The organism is Rufibacter sediminis, from assembly GCF_014269285.1.
Lineage (GTDB): Bacteria > Bacteroidota > Bacteroidia > Cytophagales > Hymenobacteraceae > Nibribacter > Nibribacter sediminis.
In genome coordinates this window covers 1-18,023 of record NZ_JACOAF010000036.1, presented here as the reverse complement: position 1 = coordinate 18,023, position 18,023 = coordinate 1, and the positions used below count along the sequence as shown (strand labels likewise).

13 protein-coding genes are annotated in these 18,023 nt (G+C 51.9%); 9 read left to right on the top strand and 4 right to left on the bottom strand.

The window, feature by feature from the left end; genetic code table 11:
• Positions 1–38: 38 nt before the first annotated feature.
• From H7U12_RS15400 to H7U12_RS15370, 7 genes are all read left to right on the top strand, one after another.
• Positions 39–1,622, top strand: coding sequence for an aminopeptidase P N-terminal domain-containing protein (locus H7U12_RS15400; RefSeq protein WP_255896758.1), 1,584 nt, complete (start codon positions 39–41; stop codon positions 1,620–1,622).
• 230 nt (positions 1,623–1,852) lie between these two features.
• Positions 1,853–2,041: a 50S ribosomal protein L33 gene (gene rpmG / locus H7U12_RS15395; RefSeq protein ID WP_062543030.1), complete on the top strand. Its 189-nt coding sequence runs from the start codon at positions 1,853–1,855 to the stop codon at positions 2,039–2,041.
• A 2-nt stretch (positions 2,042–2,043) separates the two neighbouring features.
• On the top strand, positions 2,044–2,196 hold the full coding sequence (locus tag H7U12_RS15390; protein ID WP_186639593.1) for a DUF4295 domain-containing protein: 153 nt from the start codon (positions 2,044–2,046) through the stop codon (positions 2,194–2,196).
• Positions 2,197–2,305: 109 nt separating this feature from the next.
• The gene (gene ftsY / locus H7U12_RS15385) at positions 2,306–3,265 is read left to right on the top strand and encodes a signal recognition particle-docking protein FtsY (RefSeq protein WP_186639591.1); all 960 of its coding nucleotides are present in this window, start codon (positions 2,306–2,308) and stop codon (positions 3,263–3,265) included.
• A 369-nt stretch (positions 3,266–3,634) separates the two neighbouring features.
• Complete coding sequence (gene rimO, locus H7U12_RS15380; protein WP_186639589.1) at positions 3,635–5,002, top strand: 30S ribosomal protein S12 methylthiotransferase RimO; 1,368 nt, start codon at positions 3,635–3,637, stop codon at positions 5,000–5,002.
• 662 nt (positions 5,003–5,664) lie between these two features.
• The gene (bshC, locus tag H7U12_RS15375) at positions 5,665–7,221 is read left to right on the top strand and encodes a bacillithiol biosynthesis cysteine-adding enzyme BshC (protein ID WP_186639587.1); all 1,557 of its coding nucleotides are present in this window, start codon (positions 5,665–5,667) and stop codon (positions 7,219–7,221) included.
• Between the two features lie 2 nt (positions 7,222–7,223).
• Entirely contained in the window at positions 7,224–7,832 is a 609-nt protein-coding gene (locus H7U12_RS15370) for a 5-formyltetrahydrofolate cyclo-ligase (RefSeq protein ID WP_186639585.1), read from the top strand.
• A gap of 6 nt (positions 7,833–7,838) precedes the next feature.
• On the opposite strand, the gene H7U12_RS15365 is transcribed toward H7U12_RS15370, so the two are convergent.
• Positions 7,839–8,399 (bottom strand): hypothetical protein, encoded by a 561-nt coding sequence (locus tag H7U12_RS15365; RefSeq protein ID WP_186639583.1) that lies wholly within the window; start codon positions 8,397–8,399, stop codon positions 7,839–7,841.
• A 684-nt stretch (positions 8,400–9,083) separates the two neighbouring features.
• Between H7U12_RS15365 and H7U12_RS15360 the strand changes: the two genes are divergently transcribed.
• Both H7U12_RS15360 and H7U12_RS15355 read left to right on the top strand, forming a co-directional pair.
• The gene (locus H7U12_RS15360; protein ID WP_186639581.1) at positions 9,084–12,197 is read left to right on the top strand and encodes a SusC/RagA family TonB-linked outer membrane protein; all 3,114 of its coding nucleotides are present in this window, start codon (positions 9,084–9,086) and stop codon (positions 12,195–12,197) included.
• Between the two features lie 13 nt (positions 12,198–12,210).
• On the top strand, positions 12,211–13,629 hold the full coding sequence (locus tag H7U12_RS15355; RefSeq protein WP_186639579.1) for a SusD/RagB family nutrient-binding outer membrane lipoprotein: 1,419 nt from the start codon (positions 12,211–12,213) through the stop codon (positions 13,627–13,629).
• A gap of 98 nt (positions 13,630–13,727) precedes the next feature.
• Here the strand turns inward: H7U12_RS15355 and H7U12_RS15350 are convergent, their stop codons facing one another.
• The 3 genes from H7U12_RS15350 to H7U12_RS15340 all read right to left on the bottom strand — a co-directional run bounded on the left by H7U12_RS15350 (position 13,728) and on the right by H7U12_RS15340 (position 17,499).
• Positions 13,728–14,111: an SRPBCC domain-containing protein gene (locus H7U12_RS15350; RefSeq protein ID WP_186639577.1), complete on the bottom strand. Its 384-nt coding sequence runs from the start codon at positions 14,109–14,111 to the stop codon at positions 13,728–13,730.
• Positions 14,112–14,167: 56 nt separating this feature from the next.
• Positions 14,168–14,755: a hypothetical protein gene (locus H7U12_RS15345; protein ID WP_186639575.1), complete on the bottom strand. Its 588-nt coding sequence runs from the start codon at positions 14,753–14,755 to the stop codon at positions 14,168–14,170.
• Positions 14,756–14,988: 233 nt separating this feature from the next.
• Positions 14,989–17,499, bottom strand: a complete 2,511-nt coding sequence (locus H7U12_RS15340) for a S9 family peptidase (protein WP_186639573.1) — start codon at positions 17,497–17,499, stop codon at positions 14,989–14,991.
• Between the last annotated feature and the right edge of the window lie 524 nt (positions 17,500–18,023).

Sequence of the window (18,023 nt, the reverse complement as noted above, 5' to 3'; positions counted from 1 at the left end):
CCATGAAGGCCCTGCGACACCTTTGTTTTACATTGCTTGTGTCGCTGCCTGTGGGGGTGACCGCGCAAAATACTGGCCCGGACAAACCTGCTGATTTCCTGGACAAAGAATTTCACCGGCAACGGAGAGAGGCCCTGCGGCAAAAGCTGCCGGCCCACTCCGTTGCCGTTTTGTTTTCCAATCCGTTAAGGAATCGGGCCAACGACGTGGACTTCAACTTCCACCAGGACCCCGACTTTTACTACCTCACGGGCTATCGTGAGCCCAACTCCGTTTTACTGCTGTTTTCGGAACAACACGTCATCAACGGCGTGGCCACCCAGGAGGTGCTGTTCGCGCAGCCCCGCAACCCGCAGCGCGAGTCCTGGACGGGCAAGCGCCTGGGCGAGGAAGGCGTGAAGCAGCACCTGGGGCTAACGCACGCGCTGCCCGCCACATCCTTCGCCAACTTCCAGCTAGACACGGCCGCCTTTGACCAGATCCTGTTCCTGAACCTGCCCTCTGACCTCAGAGACGACAAAGGCGACAAAGCCGATCTGTCTGACCTGGTGGCGCAGTTCCGCCAGAAGATAGGCCTTAAACCCGGCCAGGATTTCGCCCACCAGGAGCTGTACCAGATCATCAAGCAATATGATGCTCAGTCCGGAGAACGGGTGAAGCAGGAAGTGCAGCGGCAGATGGCGTCTAATCCGGCGTTGAACAACAATGCGTTCCTGAAGAGTTACCTCGCGGCTAAAGACGCGCCCGCCCGGGCTGCCCTAGTGGCGAATATGCCCAAAGAAAAGTTTGATTTGTCTGCCCTGGAAACCAGGCTGGCCGAGCTGCGGGAAACCAAATCTCCGGAGGAAATGAAACTGCTCCGCAAGGCCGTAGCCATGTCCGCCATCGGGCAGATGGAGGTGATGAAAGCCATGCACCCGGGCATGTCAGAGATGGAGGTGCAGGGCATTCATGAGTTCGTCTACAAGAAGTACGGCGCTGAGTACGAGGGATATCCGTCTATTGTGGGCGCGGGCAACAACGGCTGCATTCTGCACTACATCGAGAATGAGAAACCCAAACTGGGGAACGAGTTGGTGCTGATGGACCTTGGCGCGGAGTACCACGGCTACACCGCCGATGTGACCCGCACCATTCCGGCCAACGGCAAGTTTACCCCGGAGCAGAAACAGATTTACGAGCTGGTGTACGCCGCTCAGGAAGCCGGTTTTAAGGAGTGCAAAGTGGGCAACACCTTCGGGGCTCCTAATGTGGCTGCGCAGGCCGTGATGGCCGAGGGGCTGCTCAAGTTGGGCATTATCCAGAAAGCCGAGGAGGCCCGCCGCTACACCATGCACGGCGTGTCGCACTACCTGGGCCTGGACGTGCACGACCGCGGCACCTACGGCCCGTTTAAAGCCAATACCGTGATTACCGTGGAGCCCGGCATCTACATCCCTGAAGGCAGCCCCTGCGACAAGAAGTGGTGGGGCATAGGCGTGCGCATTGAGGACGATGTGCTCATCACTGACAAAGGCTGGGAAAACCTGTCGGCGGGCGCGCCGCGCTCCGTCAAAGACATTGAGGCGGCCATGGCCAAGCCCAGTCCGCTGGACAGCTTCAAGCTGCCGGAGTTAAAGTAGGTGCATCGCCGGTGGGCGGCAAGTGCCAAACGGAGAAGGAGTTTTGGAGCCATTTTCTGGAAAACAGGCCCAAAAGGAACTAAAGCGCGGCGCTTGAGCGTAGAGGAGTGAGACAAAGCAGGTGTTTTAGCACAAACTGCGTGATACCCAAAGTAAAAAAGTAGAAAAGCATTTGTAATTACAGGACTAGGCTCGTATATTTGCAGTCCTAAATAAAAATCAACTTCGCGATGGCAAAGAAAGCTAAAGGCAATAGAGTTCAGGTGATTTTGGAGTGCACTGAGCAGAAAAACTCCGGCGTACCTGGCATGTCTCGGTATATCACTACCAAAAACAGAAAGAACACTCCTGAGCGTTTGGAGATGAAGAAGTTCAATCCGTTCATGAAGAAAGTTACCGTACATAAAGAAATTAAATAACCATGGCTAAGAAAGTAGTTGCAACCCTGAAAACTTCTTCCGGTAAAGACTGGGCGAAGGTGATCAAAGCCGTTAAGTCTCCTAAGACTGGTGCGTACACCTTCAGAGAAGAAATGGTGCCTGTAGATCAAGTACAGGACGCCCTGAAAAAATAATTGCCGATATCGCATTGATGATATACCTGTAAAAGTCCCTCCATACGCGGGACTTTTTTGGTATATATTCCTTTTCTAATCCTTACCTCCAATAGTTCCCTAGACCGCTATGGCACTTTTCGGTTTCTTCAGCAAAGACAAAAAAGAATCTCTGGACAAAGGTCTGGAGAAAACCAAAACCAGTTTCTTTGACCAACTCAGCAAAGCCGTCGTGGGCAAGTCTAAGGTGGACGAGGAAGTATTGGATGAGCTGGAGACTGTGCTGGTACACGCCGATGTGGGAATTGGCACCACCGTCAAGATCATTGACCGCATTGAGAAGCGCGTGGCCCGTGACAAATACGTGGGGACCTCAGACCTGGACCGCATCCTGCGCGAAGAGATCATGGACCTCATGGAGGAGAACAAAGGAGGCGTAGCCACCGATTTTACCCTCCCAGACACCGGCGGAAACCCGTACGTGATCATGGTGGTAGGCGTGAACGGCGTGGGCAAAACCACCACCATCGGTAAGCTGGCCTCACAGTTCCACAAAGCCGGTAAGAAAGTAGTCTTGGGCGCGGGCGATACCTTCAGAGCCGCCGCGGTAGACCAACTCAAAATCTGGGGCGACCGCGTGGGCATTCCCGTGATTGACCACGGCATGAACACCGATCCGGCCTCGGTAGCCTATGATGCCGTGAAGAAAGGCGTGGAGATGAACGCCGATGTGGTGATCATTGACACCGCCGGCCGTCTGCACACCAAAGTGGGTCTGATGAATGAGCTCTCCAAGATCAAACGCGTGATGCAGAAAGTGATTGAAGACGCGCCGCAGGAAGTACTGCTGGTACTGGACGGCAGCACCGGCCAGAACGCCGTGATCCAGGCCCGCGAGTTCACCAAAGCCACCGAAGTTACCGCTCTGGCCGTGACCAAACTGGACGGAACGGCCAAAGGCGGCGTGATCATCGGCATCTCAGACGAGTTCAAGATTCCGGTGAAGTACATTGGCGTAGGTGAGCGCGTGGAAGACCTGCAGGTATTTGACAAGCGCGAGTTCGTGGACTCCTTGTTCTCCAAAAAATAGGCAAGACCGTTTTGCGCCTGATTTCCTGAAAACAGGCGCAAAGCAGAAACGCCTTTCCTGCTTCCAAATCCTTCCTGCTTCAAGTTTGCAACTTGGAGCCACTATTGCCGCAAGTTTCCAACTTGCGTGAGCCATAAGTGAGAATGAGACCGAAAGTCTGGAATACCTACCCTGAGGCTATCGCCTCACTGAAGTTGCAAACTTCAGATCAACATAGGTCCAAGTTGAAAACTTGAACCAGAGATAAGAGAGCAGAAGTACGAAATCAATCTATTTACAGGCTGATTTTGAGAAAATAGGCAGAAAGTAAACCAATCACCCCGGTTTGGTTGTTGCTCCCCATAAGTAAGAATTCCCTAAGACAGGCACGTGAAAGTAAGATCGCTTAAACAAGACAAATACAACGTTATCACGCTGGGTTGCTCCAAAAACCTGGTAGACTCTGAGGTGCTCATGGGCCAGTTGCAAGCCAACGACCGCCACGTGGTGCATGATTCAGAGAAAGACGACGCCAACATCATCATCGTGAATACCTGCGGCTTCATTGACAACGCCAAGCAGGAATCCATTGACACCATTCTGCGCTACGCCGATGCCAAAGAAGCGGGCGCTATTGATAAACTCTACGTAACCGGTTGCCTCTCGCAGCGCTACAAAGACTCTCTGGAGGCCGAGATTCCGCAGGTAGATGCCTATTTCGGAACGCTGGAATTGCCGCAGCTGCTGAAAACCCTGGAAGCCGATTACAAGCACGAACTTATTGGCGAGCGTCTGCTCACCACGCCCAAGCACTACGCCTACTTCAAAATCGCCGAAGGCTGTAACCGTCCGTGCTCATTCTGCGCCATTCCATTGATGCGCGGCAAGCACGTGGATCGTCCCATGGACAGTCTGGTGAAAGAAGCCACGCGGCTGGCCAACATGGGCACCAAAGAATTGATCCTGATCGCGCAGGACTTGACCTATTACGGCCTGCAGCACTACGGCGAGCGCAAACTGGCCGAGTTGTTACAGCGCCTCTCAGATGTGAACGGCATTGAGTGGATCAGGATGCAGTACGCCTACCCAAGCCAGTTCCCTATGGATGCGCTGGATGTAATGGTAGAGCGCGAGAACATCTGCAAGTACCTGGACATGCCCTTGCAGCACATTTCAGACAACATGCTCAAGACCATGCGCCGCGGTATTTCCAAGCGTCGTACGCTGGAGTTGGTAGACACCATCCGTCAGCGCGTGCCAGACATCGCCCTTAGAACCACGTTGATTGCCGGTCACCCCGGCGAGACGCAGCAGGACTTCGAGGAGATGTACCGCTGGGTTGAAGAAACCCGATTTGACCGTCTGGGTATCTTCACTTATTCGCACGAGGAAAACACGCATTCCCACACGCTGGAAGACAACGTGCCGGATGAAGTAAAGCAAGAACGTGCCGATGCCATCATGGAACTGCAGCAAGGCATTTCCATGGAGATGAACGAAGAGAAAGTAGGCAATACCTATAAAGTATTGTTCGACCGGAAGGAAAGTGGCTATTTCGTGGGCCGTACCCAATATGATTCTCCAGAAGTGGATAATGAAGTATTGGTACCAGCAGACAGCACCTACGTGCGCCTGGGAGACTTCGCCCACGTGAAAATCACTGATTCTTCTGACTTTGACCTCTACGGCGAAGTGGTGACGAACAACTACGCGCCGGTGGAGAAAGAAGTATCCAGCCATTTACCGTCTGTTTCCTAAAAACAGGCCCAAAACGAAGAGGTAAATTCCGTAGCCCTCACAGGTTTTCAAAACCTGTGAGGGCTTTTTGTTTTCAGGGCAACTACAGGCAGTTTGCTTAGACACTCGTAGGACCTTCGGACACTACGAGGTCTTTTGAGTGAGCGGTGTTGCTGCTCCTGGGCGATGATTGTCAGCAATACCAATTTGAGGCTCACGCCTCACGGAAGTTGCAAACTCCCGGTCAAGGTAGGTCCAAGTTGAAAACTTGAACAATGTTTCCTAGTTAATTTAAACATCGCCACCATTACTACTTTCCCCTTTCCAGTCTTGCCCGAGCGCGCCTCGCTTTTGGCCCTGGAAAGGCAAAACTAAGAACAAAGGACACTTCAGGCCGAAAGGGCAGTGCGAGAGGGGAAGACGGGGCCTCGCGGCCGTGAGCGCACGGAGGGCAGCCATGCAACACACTAGCATAAGGGCACCGCATCGACCAGTCACCACGCCAGCAACGGCAAACTGCATGCACAAGGAACTGTACCAGTCAGGCAACCCATTGGCAAACAACAGAAGGTTTCCTGCAAGACACCATCCATAAAGAACTCAGAAACGTACTACGGGTATTATTCAGAAAATAGATTTTACCTTTGCACGGTAAGCGGACTCAATGCCGCTGAACCCCAGATATGAAAGTTTCCTGTATTGACTATAGCGCCACCGGTGCCTTCTCTTCCCTCGTGCAGGATTACCTGCGGAAAGACCCCAAACTTCAGCCGTTTTACGCCCATTTTCCTGAAACCAGCTCTTTTTCGGGCCTCATCAGAGACCGGAATTTCCCGGCAGCGCAGCGGCAGGTGTTGGTGCAGGAACTGAATCGGCAGTATGAAGGTGTGGAAGTTCCGGAAGCAGTACAGGCCAATATTTCGGCTTTAGCCGATGCCCAGACCTTTACCATCACTACGGGGCACCAGTTGAATCTGTTCACCGGTCCGCTTTACTTTATTTACAAGATTGTGACGGCCATCAACACGGCCCGCGAGCTGCAGAAAGTATACCCAGACCAGAAGTTCGTGCCCGTGTACTGGATGGCCACCGAGGACCATGACTTTGCCGAAGTGAATCATTTCACCCTTTTCGGGAAGAACTATACCTGGGAGAGCGATGCCAAGGGCGCCGTGGGCCGTTTCTCCACCGATGGCCTGAACGAGCTCCTGGACGAGATGCCCGAAAGCTACCCGCTCTTTGAGCAGGCGTACACGGGGAGCGCCACCCTGGCCGAGGCCATGCGCCACATCGTGAACGGCTTGTTTGGCGAATACGGCGTGGTGTGCCTGGACGGCGACAGCGCCGCCCTGAAGCAGGCGTTCAGCCCCATCGCGCAGCGCGAACTCACCCAGCAGGTGGCTTACACCGCCGTCACTAAAACGAACGCGGCGCTGGAGAAGCACTACAAGCCGCAGGTGATGGTACGCGAGATCAACCTCTTTTACCTGGACCAGAACCTGCGCGAACGCATCGTGCGCGAAGGCGAACACTACAAAGTACTGAACACCGATCTGGTGTTCTCCCAAGAGCAGATCCTGGAACTCACCCAAACGAACCCTGAGAAATTCAGCCCGAATGTGGTGCTGCGTCCGCTGTATCAGGAGTTGGTGCTGCCCAACCTGGCCTACATTGGCGGCGGCGCCGAAGTTGCCTACTGGTTTCAGCTGAAAGGGATGTTTGAGGCGTTTGGGGTGCCGTATCCGGCGGTGATGCTGCGAAACTCGGCTTTGTACATCACCAAACCCAATGCGCAGCGCCTGGAGAAGCTCGGCTTCACCGTGACCGAGATGTTCAGGGAATTGCCCGAGCTGAAGAAACGCCTGGCGGAGCTGCTGAATCAGCAGGAGGTGAACCTGGAGCCGCAGCGGACCGCCCTGGAAGAGGTGTTCCGACAGGTGGAGCAACTGGCGCAAACCCTTGATCCTACCCTGGTGAAAGCCGTGGGGGCCGAGGCCCAGAAAGCCCAGAACAGCCTGCAGCTACTGGAGAAGAAGCTGAACAAAGCCGCCGAGAACAAGAATGACACGGCTTACAACCAATTGGCCAACCTCAAAGAGAAACTTTTCCCCACGGGCGTGCTGCAGGAACGCGTTGACAACCTGCTCACCTACCAAACCAACAACCCCGGCTTCATCCAGGAGCTGGTGGCGGCGTTCGAGCCCTTCGCTTATTGCTTCACCGTTCTCCAGGAAGACTAACCATGGCCCTGAAAGCAAATCTCAGGAAAGAATATTCCGTTAGGCGCCGCCTATTCTCCGCTGAACAGATAGACATGGCCAGCGACCGCATTGCTGACCGCTTCTTCGCCGAGTATGCGCCCCAGCCGGGGCAGACGGTCCATACGTTTTTGCCGATCCGGCAGCACCAGGAGATCAACACCTGGCGCCTGGTGGAGCGGCTGTGGCAGCTACAGGTGCAGGTGGCCGTGCCCGTGGCAAACCCGGCAGACCTTTCCATGACCCACTTCCTGATTTCCCCCGACACCCAATTCCGGGAAGCTGCCTGGGGAATACCCGAGCCGGTGAATGCCCTGCCCATCCCCGAGTCGGCGATTGATCTGGTGCTGGTTCCGTTACTGGCCTTCGATCTCCAAGGCCATCGGGTGGGGTACGGCAAAGGGTTCTATGACCGTTTTCTGGCCCTTTTGCCCAAAGTAAGCCAAAAACTGGGGCTCTCGCTGGAGCCGCCCGTTGACCTGATTGATGATGTGCACGTCAACGACCTGGCCCTGGATGCTGTCATTACCCCCGAGCAGATCTGGACCTTCCATCCCCATGACACCGATGCGCCCGGCGGAGAATCACGCTAATCCGCTTCATTCTTTCTGAACGAGTACTTTTCTGGTGACTTTAAACGAAGGGGGTGACCACCTGCAACAGGTACACTCATGCCCAGCGCACCGGTGTCTATTGTGACCTTGGTGGTGCCGCTGCCCAGTTGTTGCTTCGTGTGCCAGCGGGTGCTTCCCTGAAGGTTCACCAGCGTAAGCGTGGCTTGCGTGGGCGCAGGCATTGCAGGTAGAGGCAATGGGCACGTACAGGTTGTGGTTCCGGCCCAGCGCGATGTTCTTCAGCTCGTGCCCGTAGTTGCCGTTAAGCTCCGGCAAGTTGGCATCCGGCAGATTATCTACCACTACCTGTCGGTTCTGTCCTGTCACATCGCCATTCTGATGGGTGTAGCGGCTGATTTTATTCTTCTCCGCGATGTACAAATACAGGGTGCCGTTGATCTCATAGAACACCAAATTATGCGGCCGGGCCAATCCCGTCACGAAATCGGAGACTTGGGGACTTCCTGCCGCGTTGGGCCGCACCAGCTTCCCCCTTCCTTTCCCCGGTACTAACACCAGCAGGTCGCCGTTGGGTGCGACGGCCATGAACCGGGCCCTGAAATGCGGGCATACACCGCCAGCGAGAAATTCCGGGGTAAAGACACAAACCGATCAATGCTGAAAGGCGCGCTACGCATGTTCTGGGGCGCCGTGACCTGCACCCGCTCCGTTGCTCCCGGCGGTGTAATTTGCGCCAGAGCGAGGGTTGCCTAAACCAAGAGTATCAGGGATAAGTGGTTGTTCTTCATGGATGTACACTGTTAGTTAATGCCTTGTTTAACGAGCCCGGATGAAAAACAATAACGCTGTTTTTTGACCTCCGCCAGGTTATGATGCCTGCTGCCAGGGCCTGAAAAGAGCAAGGGGCTGGAGTCTGGTGCTGAAGGTACTGTTTTGAGGGCAGCGCTGAGGAGGAGGACAAAGTGCGTCTTCGTTTTAAGGCTGTTTTCTGAAAATGAGCTTAAAACGGAAGCTTCAGGAAAATGGATGCTGGTGATCAAGTAGAGGACGGGGCTTTGCCCAACATTGCATTTTAATTTTTATAAAAAGTAATCTTGGTGGATTCTATATTTTGATAAAACTATATAATCTTAGAAATAAAGTATATTTTTTACCCCAAACTTTAGGAGATATTTAATTTTATAGATATACTCCAGTACCAATAGCCAATTGGCTGAATCACCGCTCTCCAAACTCTTACAAACTCACTTAATTAAACCTGTTTAAAGCATGAAAAAAACATTACTCTTTTTACTGGTATTACTTTCTTCGCTTAGCATGGCCTATGCCCAGCAGCGGGAAGTTACCGGTAAGATTTCCGCCTCAGATGATGGCAGCAGTTTAGCTGGCGTCAGTGTGGTAATCAAAGGCACCACCAATGGAACTTCTACCGATGCGAATGGAAATTTCAGTATTCGGGTGTCTGACAATGCAGCTGTTCTTGTGGTAAGTTATCTGGGGTATATCACGCGGGAAGTACCGGTAGGGGACCAATCCAACCTACAGCTTTCACTAACGCCGGATAATCAGCAGTTGGGTGAAGTAGTGGTGACGGCACTTGGGATCTCCAGGGAGAAAAGGGCTTTAGGCTATGCCACTCAAGAAGTGAAAACCGAAGAGATCTCCAGAAGCCGTCAGCCCAACGTATTGAATGCCTTGCAAGGGCAAGTGGCTGGAGCTCAGATTTCCAGTACTGGTGGTGCTCCAGGGCAGGGAACCAGTATCAGAATCAGAGGGGTGAACTCCATTGACGTGGGCAGATCCAATGAACCTCTTTTTGTGATTGACGGAGTATTGATGGATAACTCTACTTCCACTTACGGGGAAGGCGCAGAATTGAGAGGCATGAGCAACCGGGCCGCCGATATTAACCCAGACGATATTGCCAGTATTAACGTGCTGAAAGGTGGTGCCGCTACTGCCTTATATGGTTTAAGGGGCGCTAACGGTGTAGTGGTAATTACCACTAAGAAAGGGCAGGAAGGTTCCTTACGGGTAAACTTCACCAGCAGCTTTGGGGTGGAGAACGTGAACAAACTTCCTGAAGTACAGCGTACTTATACCCAAGGGTACCTGGGGGTGTATGACAAAGATAGCTTTTGGCCAGCTTGGGGCCCTACAGTGGAAGAAGCCCGGGAAATTGATCCTACCCATCCAGAAGAACTTTATGACAACCTGAAAAACGGTTACCGTACTGGTAAACAATATAGAAACTCACTTTCCTTCTCTGGCGGTACTGAGAAAGTGACATTCCTTTCTTCGTTATCATACCTGAACCACGAAGGCGTGTTGCCTTTCACTGATTATAAGAACTTCTCAGCCCGTTTGAACGCAGATGTGAAAATCAGTGAGAAGTTCAGAACAGGAGCTAATTTCAATTTCATTAACTCCGGCGGATACCGTTACAATGCAGACCGTTTCGGGGAGAGCTTGGCCTATTTCACTGATCGTTGGGATGTGCGGGATTACCTTAATCCAGACGGGACCATGCTCACGCACGGCGGCAATGACAACCCACTCTTCGGGGCGGCAACCAACCGGTTAAAGGACAATGTGAACCGTTTTATTGGTGGTCTTACCTTTGGCTATACTCCTTTTGAGTGGCTTGACTTCAACTACAGAATTGGGCTGGATACCTACACCGATAACCGGACTGGCACTGCGCCTGGCTTACGCGGCATACCAGGTGAAGCAAACTATGACAATGGTTTAGGTTTTGTAAATGAGTATAACTCCAATTTTAGAGCCATTAATTCTACATTGGTAGCAACTTTAACCCATAATTTTGGCAGCGACTTAAAAGCTACGCTGCGTTTAGGGCATGACCTATATGACCGAAGCACCAAAGATGTTGGGGTGTCTGGTTCTGAACTTACCGTTTATGACTGGTTTAGCTTAAGGAACGCTAAAATCATCAGCGCCACTCAAACCGATTCTGACTATCGATTGATGGGGCTTTTTGGAGAAGCCACGTTAGACTACAAGGACTTTCTCTACCTTACGCTAACCGGAAGAAATGACATTACTTCCTCTCTGTTAAGCCCTAATAACTCCTTTTTCTATCCTTCGGTGAGTTTGGGCTACGTGTTTACAGAGCAATTCGATCTGCCTGATTTTATCAAGTATGGTAAACTTAGGCTTTCTTACGCCAAAGTAGGGAAAGACGCGTTGGCCTACTCTACCTCTACAGGATATACATCTTACACCGGTCTTCCTTCTGGCTATACCGGTTTCACCAGAGGTGCTGTTTTAGGTGACCCTAGCCTTAAACCAGAATTTACCAATACTTATGAAGGTGGTCTGGAAATGAATTTCCTGAATGGCCGTTTAGGATTTGACTTGACGTATTATTATTCACTTAGCGAAGACCAGATCATTAACATTGATGTATCCAACACCACCGGTTATCTGAAAGCTGCGGTTAACGCTGGTAGCATGAGAAACAAAGGGATAGAATTGGTGCTGAACGCTACCCCAATCCAGAAAGGAGAGTTCAGATGGGACTCTAAGTTGATCTTCTCTGCCAATAGAAACAAAGTGGTAAGTTTACGAGAAGGCCTCACTGAAATTCCAATGGGCTCCCAATTTGGCTATGGCAGAGCAACCGTTACCATGAAACTGATTCCAGGTCAGCCTTACGGAAACATCTATGGCTCCCATTATCTGCGCTATTATGGCGCTGATACCCCAGATCCGCTATTCACGGACACTAACCGACCGATGGTTATTGGGGCAGATGGGTTTCCGGTAGTTGCGCCATCTAGCAGCCAGAAAATACTTGGAAACACCCAGCCAGATTGGATTGGTGGTTTTACCAACACATTTACTTTCAAGAACCTGAGCCTATCTGCTTTGTTTGATGCCCGCATAGGACAAGACAAATACAATCAGCTGGAGAACTTCTATTCCGCGTTCGGAAAAGCAGATTACACCACCAACCGCAATGATTTTAGGGTGTTTGAAGGCGTGTTAGCCGACGGTACTCCCAACACGAAAAGAGTTTGGTTAGGCCAGGGAGTGGGACCAGATGGGGTAGATTACGGAAATGGTTATTATCGTAACGTCCACAGAACGGTTTCAGAAGAGTTTGTGCAGGATGCCTCTTGGGTTAGACTGCGTACGCTTACTTTGAACTACAACCTGCCTACTACCTGGTTGCCTAAGAAGTTTGTCAAAAACGCTTCTTTCTCTGCTACCGGCAATAATTTGTGGTTATCAACAGACTACTATGGGTATGATCCAGAGACAAGCGGAACCAACAGCGGAAGCAACGTAGACGGCTTCTCTGGTTTCACTTATCCAGCGGTCAGAAGCTTCTTCTTCACCCTTAATGTAGGATTCTAATACTTAAAATTTTATGAAAAGAGCATATAGATATATCCTCCCATTTATACTGGTGGGAGCCCTGGGGCTGCAAAGTTGTGATGATTACTTTGAGTTAAGTGAGAACCCTAACCAAGTCACAGACCCGGCACTTTCAGCGTTGCTGGCCACCACTACTCAGAAGGCAGGAGCAACCACTTACAATGTGTCCAATATTACCTCCTATTTTGTACAGTACCTGGCCAGTCCTAGTGCTTCGTCCACTACCGATATCTATGACATAGCCAACTACTCAAGTACCTGGAACTCGCTTTACCTGGCTATGGCTGATATCTATGATATGCGGCAAAAGGCCATTACGGAAGGTTCAAGTGAGTACGTGGGAGTGGCAAATGTACTTATGTCTTACCACTTGACCTTAGTGACGGATTTGTTTGGGAATGCTCCTTACTCAGAAGCGTTCCGCGTTGATATCCTAACGCCCAAATATGACTCTCAGGAGCAGCTATACAGCGAAAGTTTAAAATTATTGAACGAAGCAATAACGGAGTTGTCCAAAACAGATGCTACCGTTAAACTTAGCCCTACCGGTGATTTGATCTATGCAGGTGACCGAGCCAAATGGCTGAAACTAGCATATGCGCTTAAAGCCAGGCAGCTCAACAAGGTTAGCAAGACATCTTCTTATGCTCCGGCAGAGGTGCTAACGGCTGTTCAGAACTCTTTCACCAGTAATGCAGATGATGCTGGCATGAATGTGTTCCCGGCCCGGAATTATTGGGCGGGAGTGGCTCTGTCAAATGAGAGTAACTTGTTGGGCGGTTGGCTGTCTGAGCAACTGGTTGATCAATTGAACGGAACCACTTTTGGAGTGGTAGATCCCAGACTTCCTAAACTTGCCACCGCTACTGTTACCAATACCTACAAAGGCACTCCAAACGGAGCCGGAAACGTGGGACCTGCTAGCAGCACGGTGAAGGATGAGAGTTATATTTCCAGAACTTCGCCCTTCACCAGCGATGAGTCGCCTATTTATCTGGTAACATATGCTGAGCTGAAGTTTGTAGAGGCGGAAGCCGCTTTCCGGGCCAATGATAAAGCCCGGGCATATACCGCTTACCTAGAAGGAATCAGCGCCAGCATGGATAAATTTGGGGTTTCTGCCACTGATAAAGCGACGTACCTCGCTAACCCAGCGGTTGGAGTAGGGGCGGCTAACCTCACCCTGGACCTGATTTTCAAGGAAAAATACATCACCACCTACCTGAATCCAGAGGCATGGAATGATGCCCGCAGATTTGATTACCAGTACAAGAATTTCACACTGCCGGCCAATGCAGCCTTGACTACCTTCATCAGAAGAGTAGCCTATCCAACGGATGAAATTAGCCGCAACGGAGCGAATGTTCCGGCGGTTGGTTCCTTGTCTGAAAGACTGTGGTGGGATAAATAAGCTGTCACCCAACAGCATCAAAAGAAAAAGGCCGGTTATTTACCGGCCTTTTTTGTGAAATCAGGTCCAAAACAGAGAAACGCAGTAGGGCTGGATTTTTACTGTTCCTCAAAAAACGACAGCAAAGCGCCGGCGTAGGCATCGTTCCAGCCTTCTACCAGATCATCGTAGGCTTCGTCTGGGATGTTCGTTTGCTTCACTTCCATGGAGCAGCCTTGTTTGTGCGGGTGTAGTTTGATGGTCACGATGGAGTCTTCGGGCTCGCCTTCAAAGTACCACTGCTGCACAATCTTCCTGTTTTCCTCAAACTCCAGGTTTTTGCCCACAATGCTGTCTCCCCAAAGCGAGAACTCCGTGCCGGGTTCGGTGGACATCTCGGCCGGTTCGCCCGTCCAGATTTCCATGGTGATGGGGTTGGTTAAGGCAATGTACACCTCCTCTGGGGTAGCGGGCAAAAGGTAGTATTTCTTGAAATCTTTCATAGTCTAAACAATAGGGCGAAGGTAAAACGAGAGCCGGTAGGTAGTGCTTACCGGGACTACTTTATTTCAGTGATATCGCCGGTGGAGGAGATTTTGAACTGTTTGCGGGTGACGGTGAGTTTTCGCGTGTTGGGCAGTTCGTTGTATTCGGCGTCAAACTGCCAGCGGGTGGTGCTGTCTACGTGCACAATGGTGAGGTCTTTCTGAATGGTGTACTGCTCGCTGTGCCGAATGCCGGGTTCTTCGCCGCAGGGAGAAACTTTCAGGTCCTGTTCATCTACTTGGACACCCGCTGCGGTATAGGTCCTGATTCTGGGCAGCGTTTCATCGGCGGGGTAAAGCAGCAGCAATGCAGTCACGTCTTTGCTCACCGGAAACCGACGGTAAGGCAATTCATGCGGTTGCAAGAAAGCCGTGGCGGCCGTAGTGTCTAGCCTGGAGCCGAGGGCGTAGTCAAAAGAACAGCCCGCTTGGAAGGGCAAAGACAAAACCGGCAGTTCAGACGCAAAACTGGCAAACGAAACCGCCGGGGTCTCATCAATCACCTGTTCTACCGATGGGTTCGTTTCATATTGGGTGGTGTTATCTCTGGAGCAGGCAGCAAAGAAACAAATCAAGGGCAACAGGCACAGGAGTTTTTTCATAGATGTTTTATACGGAAAGATCTATCCAAAAGGATTGAAAACGAGCGCGGGAACCTTCCTGAGGAGCCCTGAAGCTAGAGAAGCCTTCTGTTTTAAGCCTCATTTCCTGAAAATACGCCCAAAACAGATTGAAAGAGTTTCCCAGCTAGGCGTCTGCCTTGAGTTCGGATCAAAAGAAAAAGCCGCCGCCAATTGAATGGCGGCGGCTTTTTAATGAGAGAAGCAGAAGGAATCTATTCTTCGTCTTCGGGTTGAACGGCTCTTCCCGTTTGAGGCTTCTTGTTGTTCTGTTCGGCCTCTCTGTTCATCTCCGTGATGTCTACCGTTTGGGAGAAATCGCCCAGCAGGTGTTTGGAGAAATAATCGGCGGTCATCCAGAAGGAGTACTCGGTCATGTCACCGTAGCCATGGCGCTGGCCGGGCATGATCACGAAATCGAAGCGTTTGTTGGCTTTGATGAGCGCATCGGCCATTCTAATGCTGTTGGCCGGGTGCACGTTGTTGTCCACATCGCCGTGGGTGAGCAGCAGGTGCCCTTTCAGGTTTTTGGCCAGCTCGGGGTTCCGGTCGATGGAGTACTGGAAGGTGGTGTCGCCTTTGGCGGTGATCACTTCCTTCACGCCGTGGTGCTTCTCAGACCACCAGCGGTTGTAGATGTTGTTCTCGTGGTTCCCGGCCCCAGAGACCGCTACCTTGAAGAAATCTGGGTACACCAGCATGGCAGCCGTAGACATGAACCCTCCGCCGGAGTGGCCCGTGATGCCCACGCGGTTGATGTCAATGAATTTATGCCGATCTGCCAGTTGCTCTACCGCGGCTTTCTTGTCTGCCAGGCCGTAGTCCCGCAGGTTGCCGTAGCCGTAGGTGTGGTACCACTTGGAGCGGGCCGGGTGACCGCCGCGGTTTCCTACGGTAATCACAATGAAACCCATCTGCGCCAGACGGTCCATGCGGTCCATGCTGCGCCCGAAGGCTTTGTTCACGGCCTCGGTCTGCGGACCCGGGTAGATGTACTCAATGATGGGGTACTTCTTGGTGGAGTCAAAGTCAAACGGCTTGTACATGACGCCGTACAGATCGGTGATGCCATCATCGGCTTTCACAATAAACGGCTCCGGGAATTTGTAGCCGGTGGTCATCAGTCTAGATAAGTCGGCAGTCTCCAGGTCCATTACTTTCTTTCCGTTGCTGTTATACAAGGCAGATTTGGGAACCGTGTTCACGCGCGAGGCCGAGTTTACGAAGAATTTGCGGCTGTCGTTCATGCTCACCTGATGGTCAAAATTGCCGCTGTTCAACAGTTTCAGGCCAGAACCGTCAAAGTTCACGCGGTACAAATGGAGGTAATACGGGTCTTCCTTAGCTTCGCGGCCGTTGGCGGTGAAGTACAGCACGCGGGCTTTGTCATCAATGCCTACAATCTCCTCAGTGTGGAAGGGGCCGGAGGTGATCTGGTTTTTCAGCTTGCCATTGCCGTCATAGAGGTAGAAATGCCCCCAGCCGTCGCGCTCCGACCAGTGAATCAGCTCGTTGCCGCCGTTCACCAGGCCCACGCGGCTTACTTCCACGTAGGTGTTGAACCGCTCTTCAATCAGAGGTTTCACGGTGCCCGAGGGAACATCCAAAGAAAGCACGTCAATTTTCTTCAGGTCGCGGCTGGTGCGGGTGAAGTACACTTTCTGGTTGGTGCCGTGCCACAGGTTGGCGCGGAACTCATCATCGCGGGAGCTTTGCTTGGCCGGAGCGGGCCACACGGAGAGTTCCTGGTCTTTGAAGGCAGCGGCGTTGATCTTTTTAGCGGTCTTTTCGGCAAAGTTGAACAAAAGCAGTTCCCGGATGGGGGCTTCCTTCTCGCCGGGCATCTGGTATTTATAGGTTTCCAGGGCCGGACGACCAGTGGCGGTGTTGTGCAGCACCCACAGGTCTTTCACCTTGCGGGCATCGGTGCGGGTCATGATGAAGTACTTGCTGTCCGGCGACCACATGATGTAAGCGGGCTTGCGGTTCTTCTTGTTCTTCTCGCGCTCCACGTTCGTCTCGCCCTGCGAGTCGCCGTATGTGTAGTTTTCCACGCCGTCGGTAGTGAACTTGGTTTCCACAATGGTGGAGTCTTTCTCATTCTTGAGGGCTTTCTCGTAGTTAGCGCGGTCCATCCAGTACAGGTTGTGCTCCTTGGCGAACACCACAAACTTCTGGTCGGGCGAGATAGAGGCCCATATGGGCTTGCGCTTCGGTTTGTTGTAGTCCTTCAGCTCGGTGAGTTTGCGGGTAGCCAGGTTGTACTGGAAGTAGAAGGTTTTCTTCTCCAGTGAATCGGCGGCTTTTTTATCCACGCGGTCTTTCTTCACCTGATCAATGGTGCTCTTCACCTCAAACTGGATGTTCTTCTCGTCCTCGGTGAACTTGAGGTTCTCAATGGGTAGGTGCTGCGCATCGAACGGGTCACGTACGATGGTGGTGATGTCGGCGGCCAGTTTATCGGTGTTGAAGATCGCCTGCTTGGACTTGGACGCCGGGTCTACGATGTACCAGTTCTTGCCATTGGAGGACTCGTACATGTACCAGAACCGATCGGTTTTCTTAAGCCAGTGCGGGTCCAGGCTGGTGGTGAAAATAAGCTTTTCCAGTTTTTTGGGAGAGAAGCGGGACGCCAACTGATAATTGGCTTTCGCAGGCGGCGTGGTTTGGGCCTGTCCTCCCAGGCTGACCAACAGAAAGGCCGCCAGAAAGTAAAGAATTCTCATGTAAAGGGTTTGTAAGTGTTTGGAAGCTTGAAGATACGAAACGGCTTTCTATTATTGGGTGGGAAAGGTGGGCTTTCTGCCGTTGCTGCGGGAGTGCAAGCGGCAAGTCTATTTAGCTCATTTCTTGAGGTGATGGTGCCTTGTCTCCGGGGTTCCCGCTCTTCTATGGCGCGGAAGTTACTTCCGTGCCTTTCTTCTTTTGAGTGACCAGCCCGGCCCGCCGTTGTTGGTGTTCTCACCACCAACCAAGTCAACTTCCCTCAAGCAGAGATTCCCCCTTTGAAGGGGGCGAAGGGGGATGTTTACACCTGCTGATCCTCTCTAAGATTTATCCGTTTTCCTGGTTCAAGTCTCAGAACTTCTCTATGGGTCTTTAAGATTCCGCTCTAATTAGCAACTCGCCCTTGCTCTTCACTTCTGTCCTGCCAAGCCTCTGGGCTGGAGTCGCGGTCTGCCCGCGTTTGTCACTTTTCTCCTGGATGAGAAAAGTAACCAAAAGAATCATGAAGAAAAGAAACTCGCTG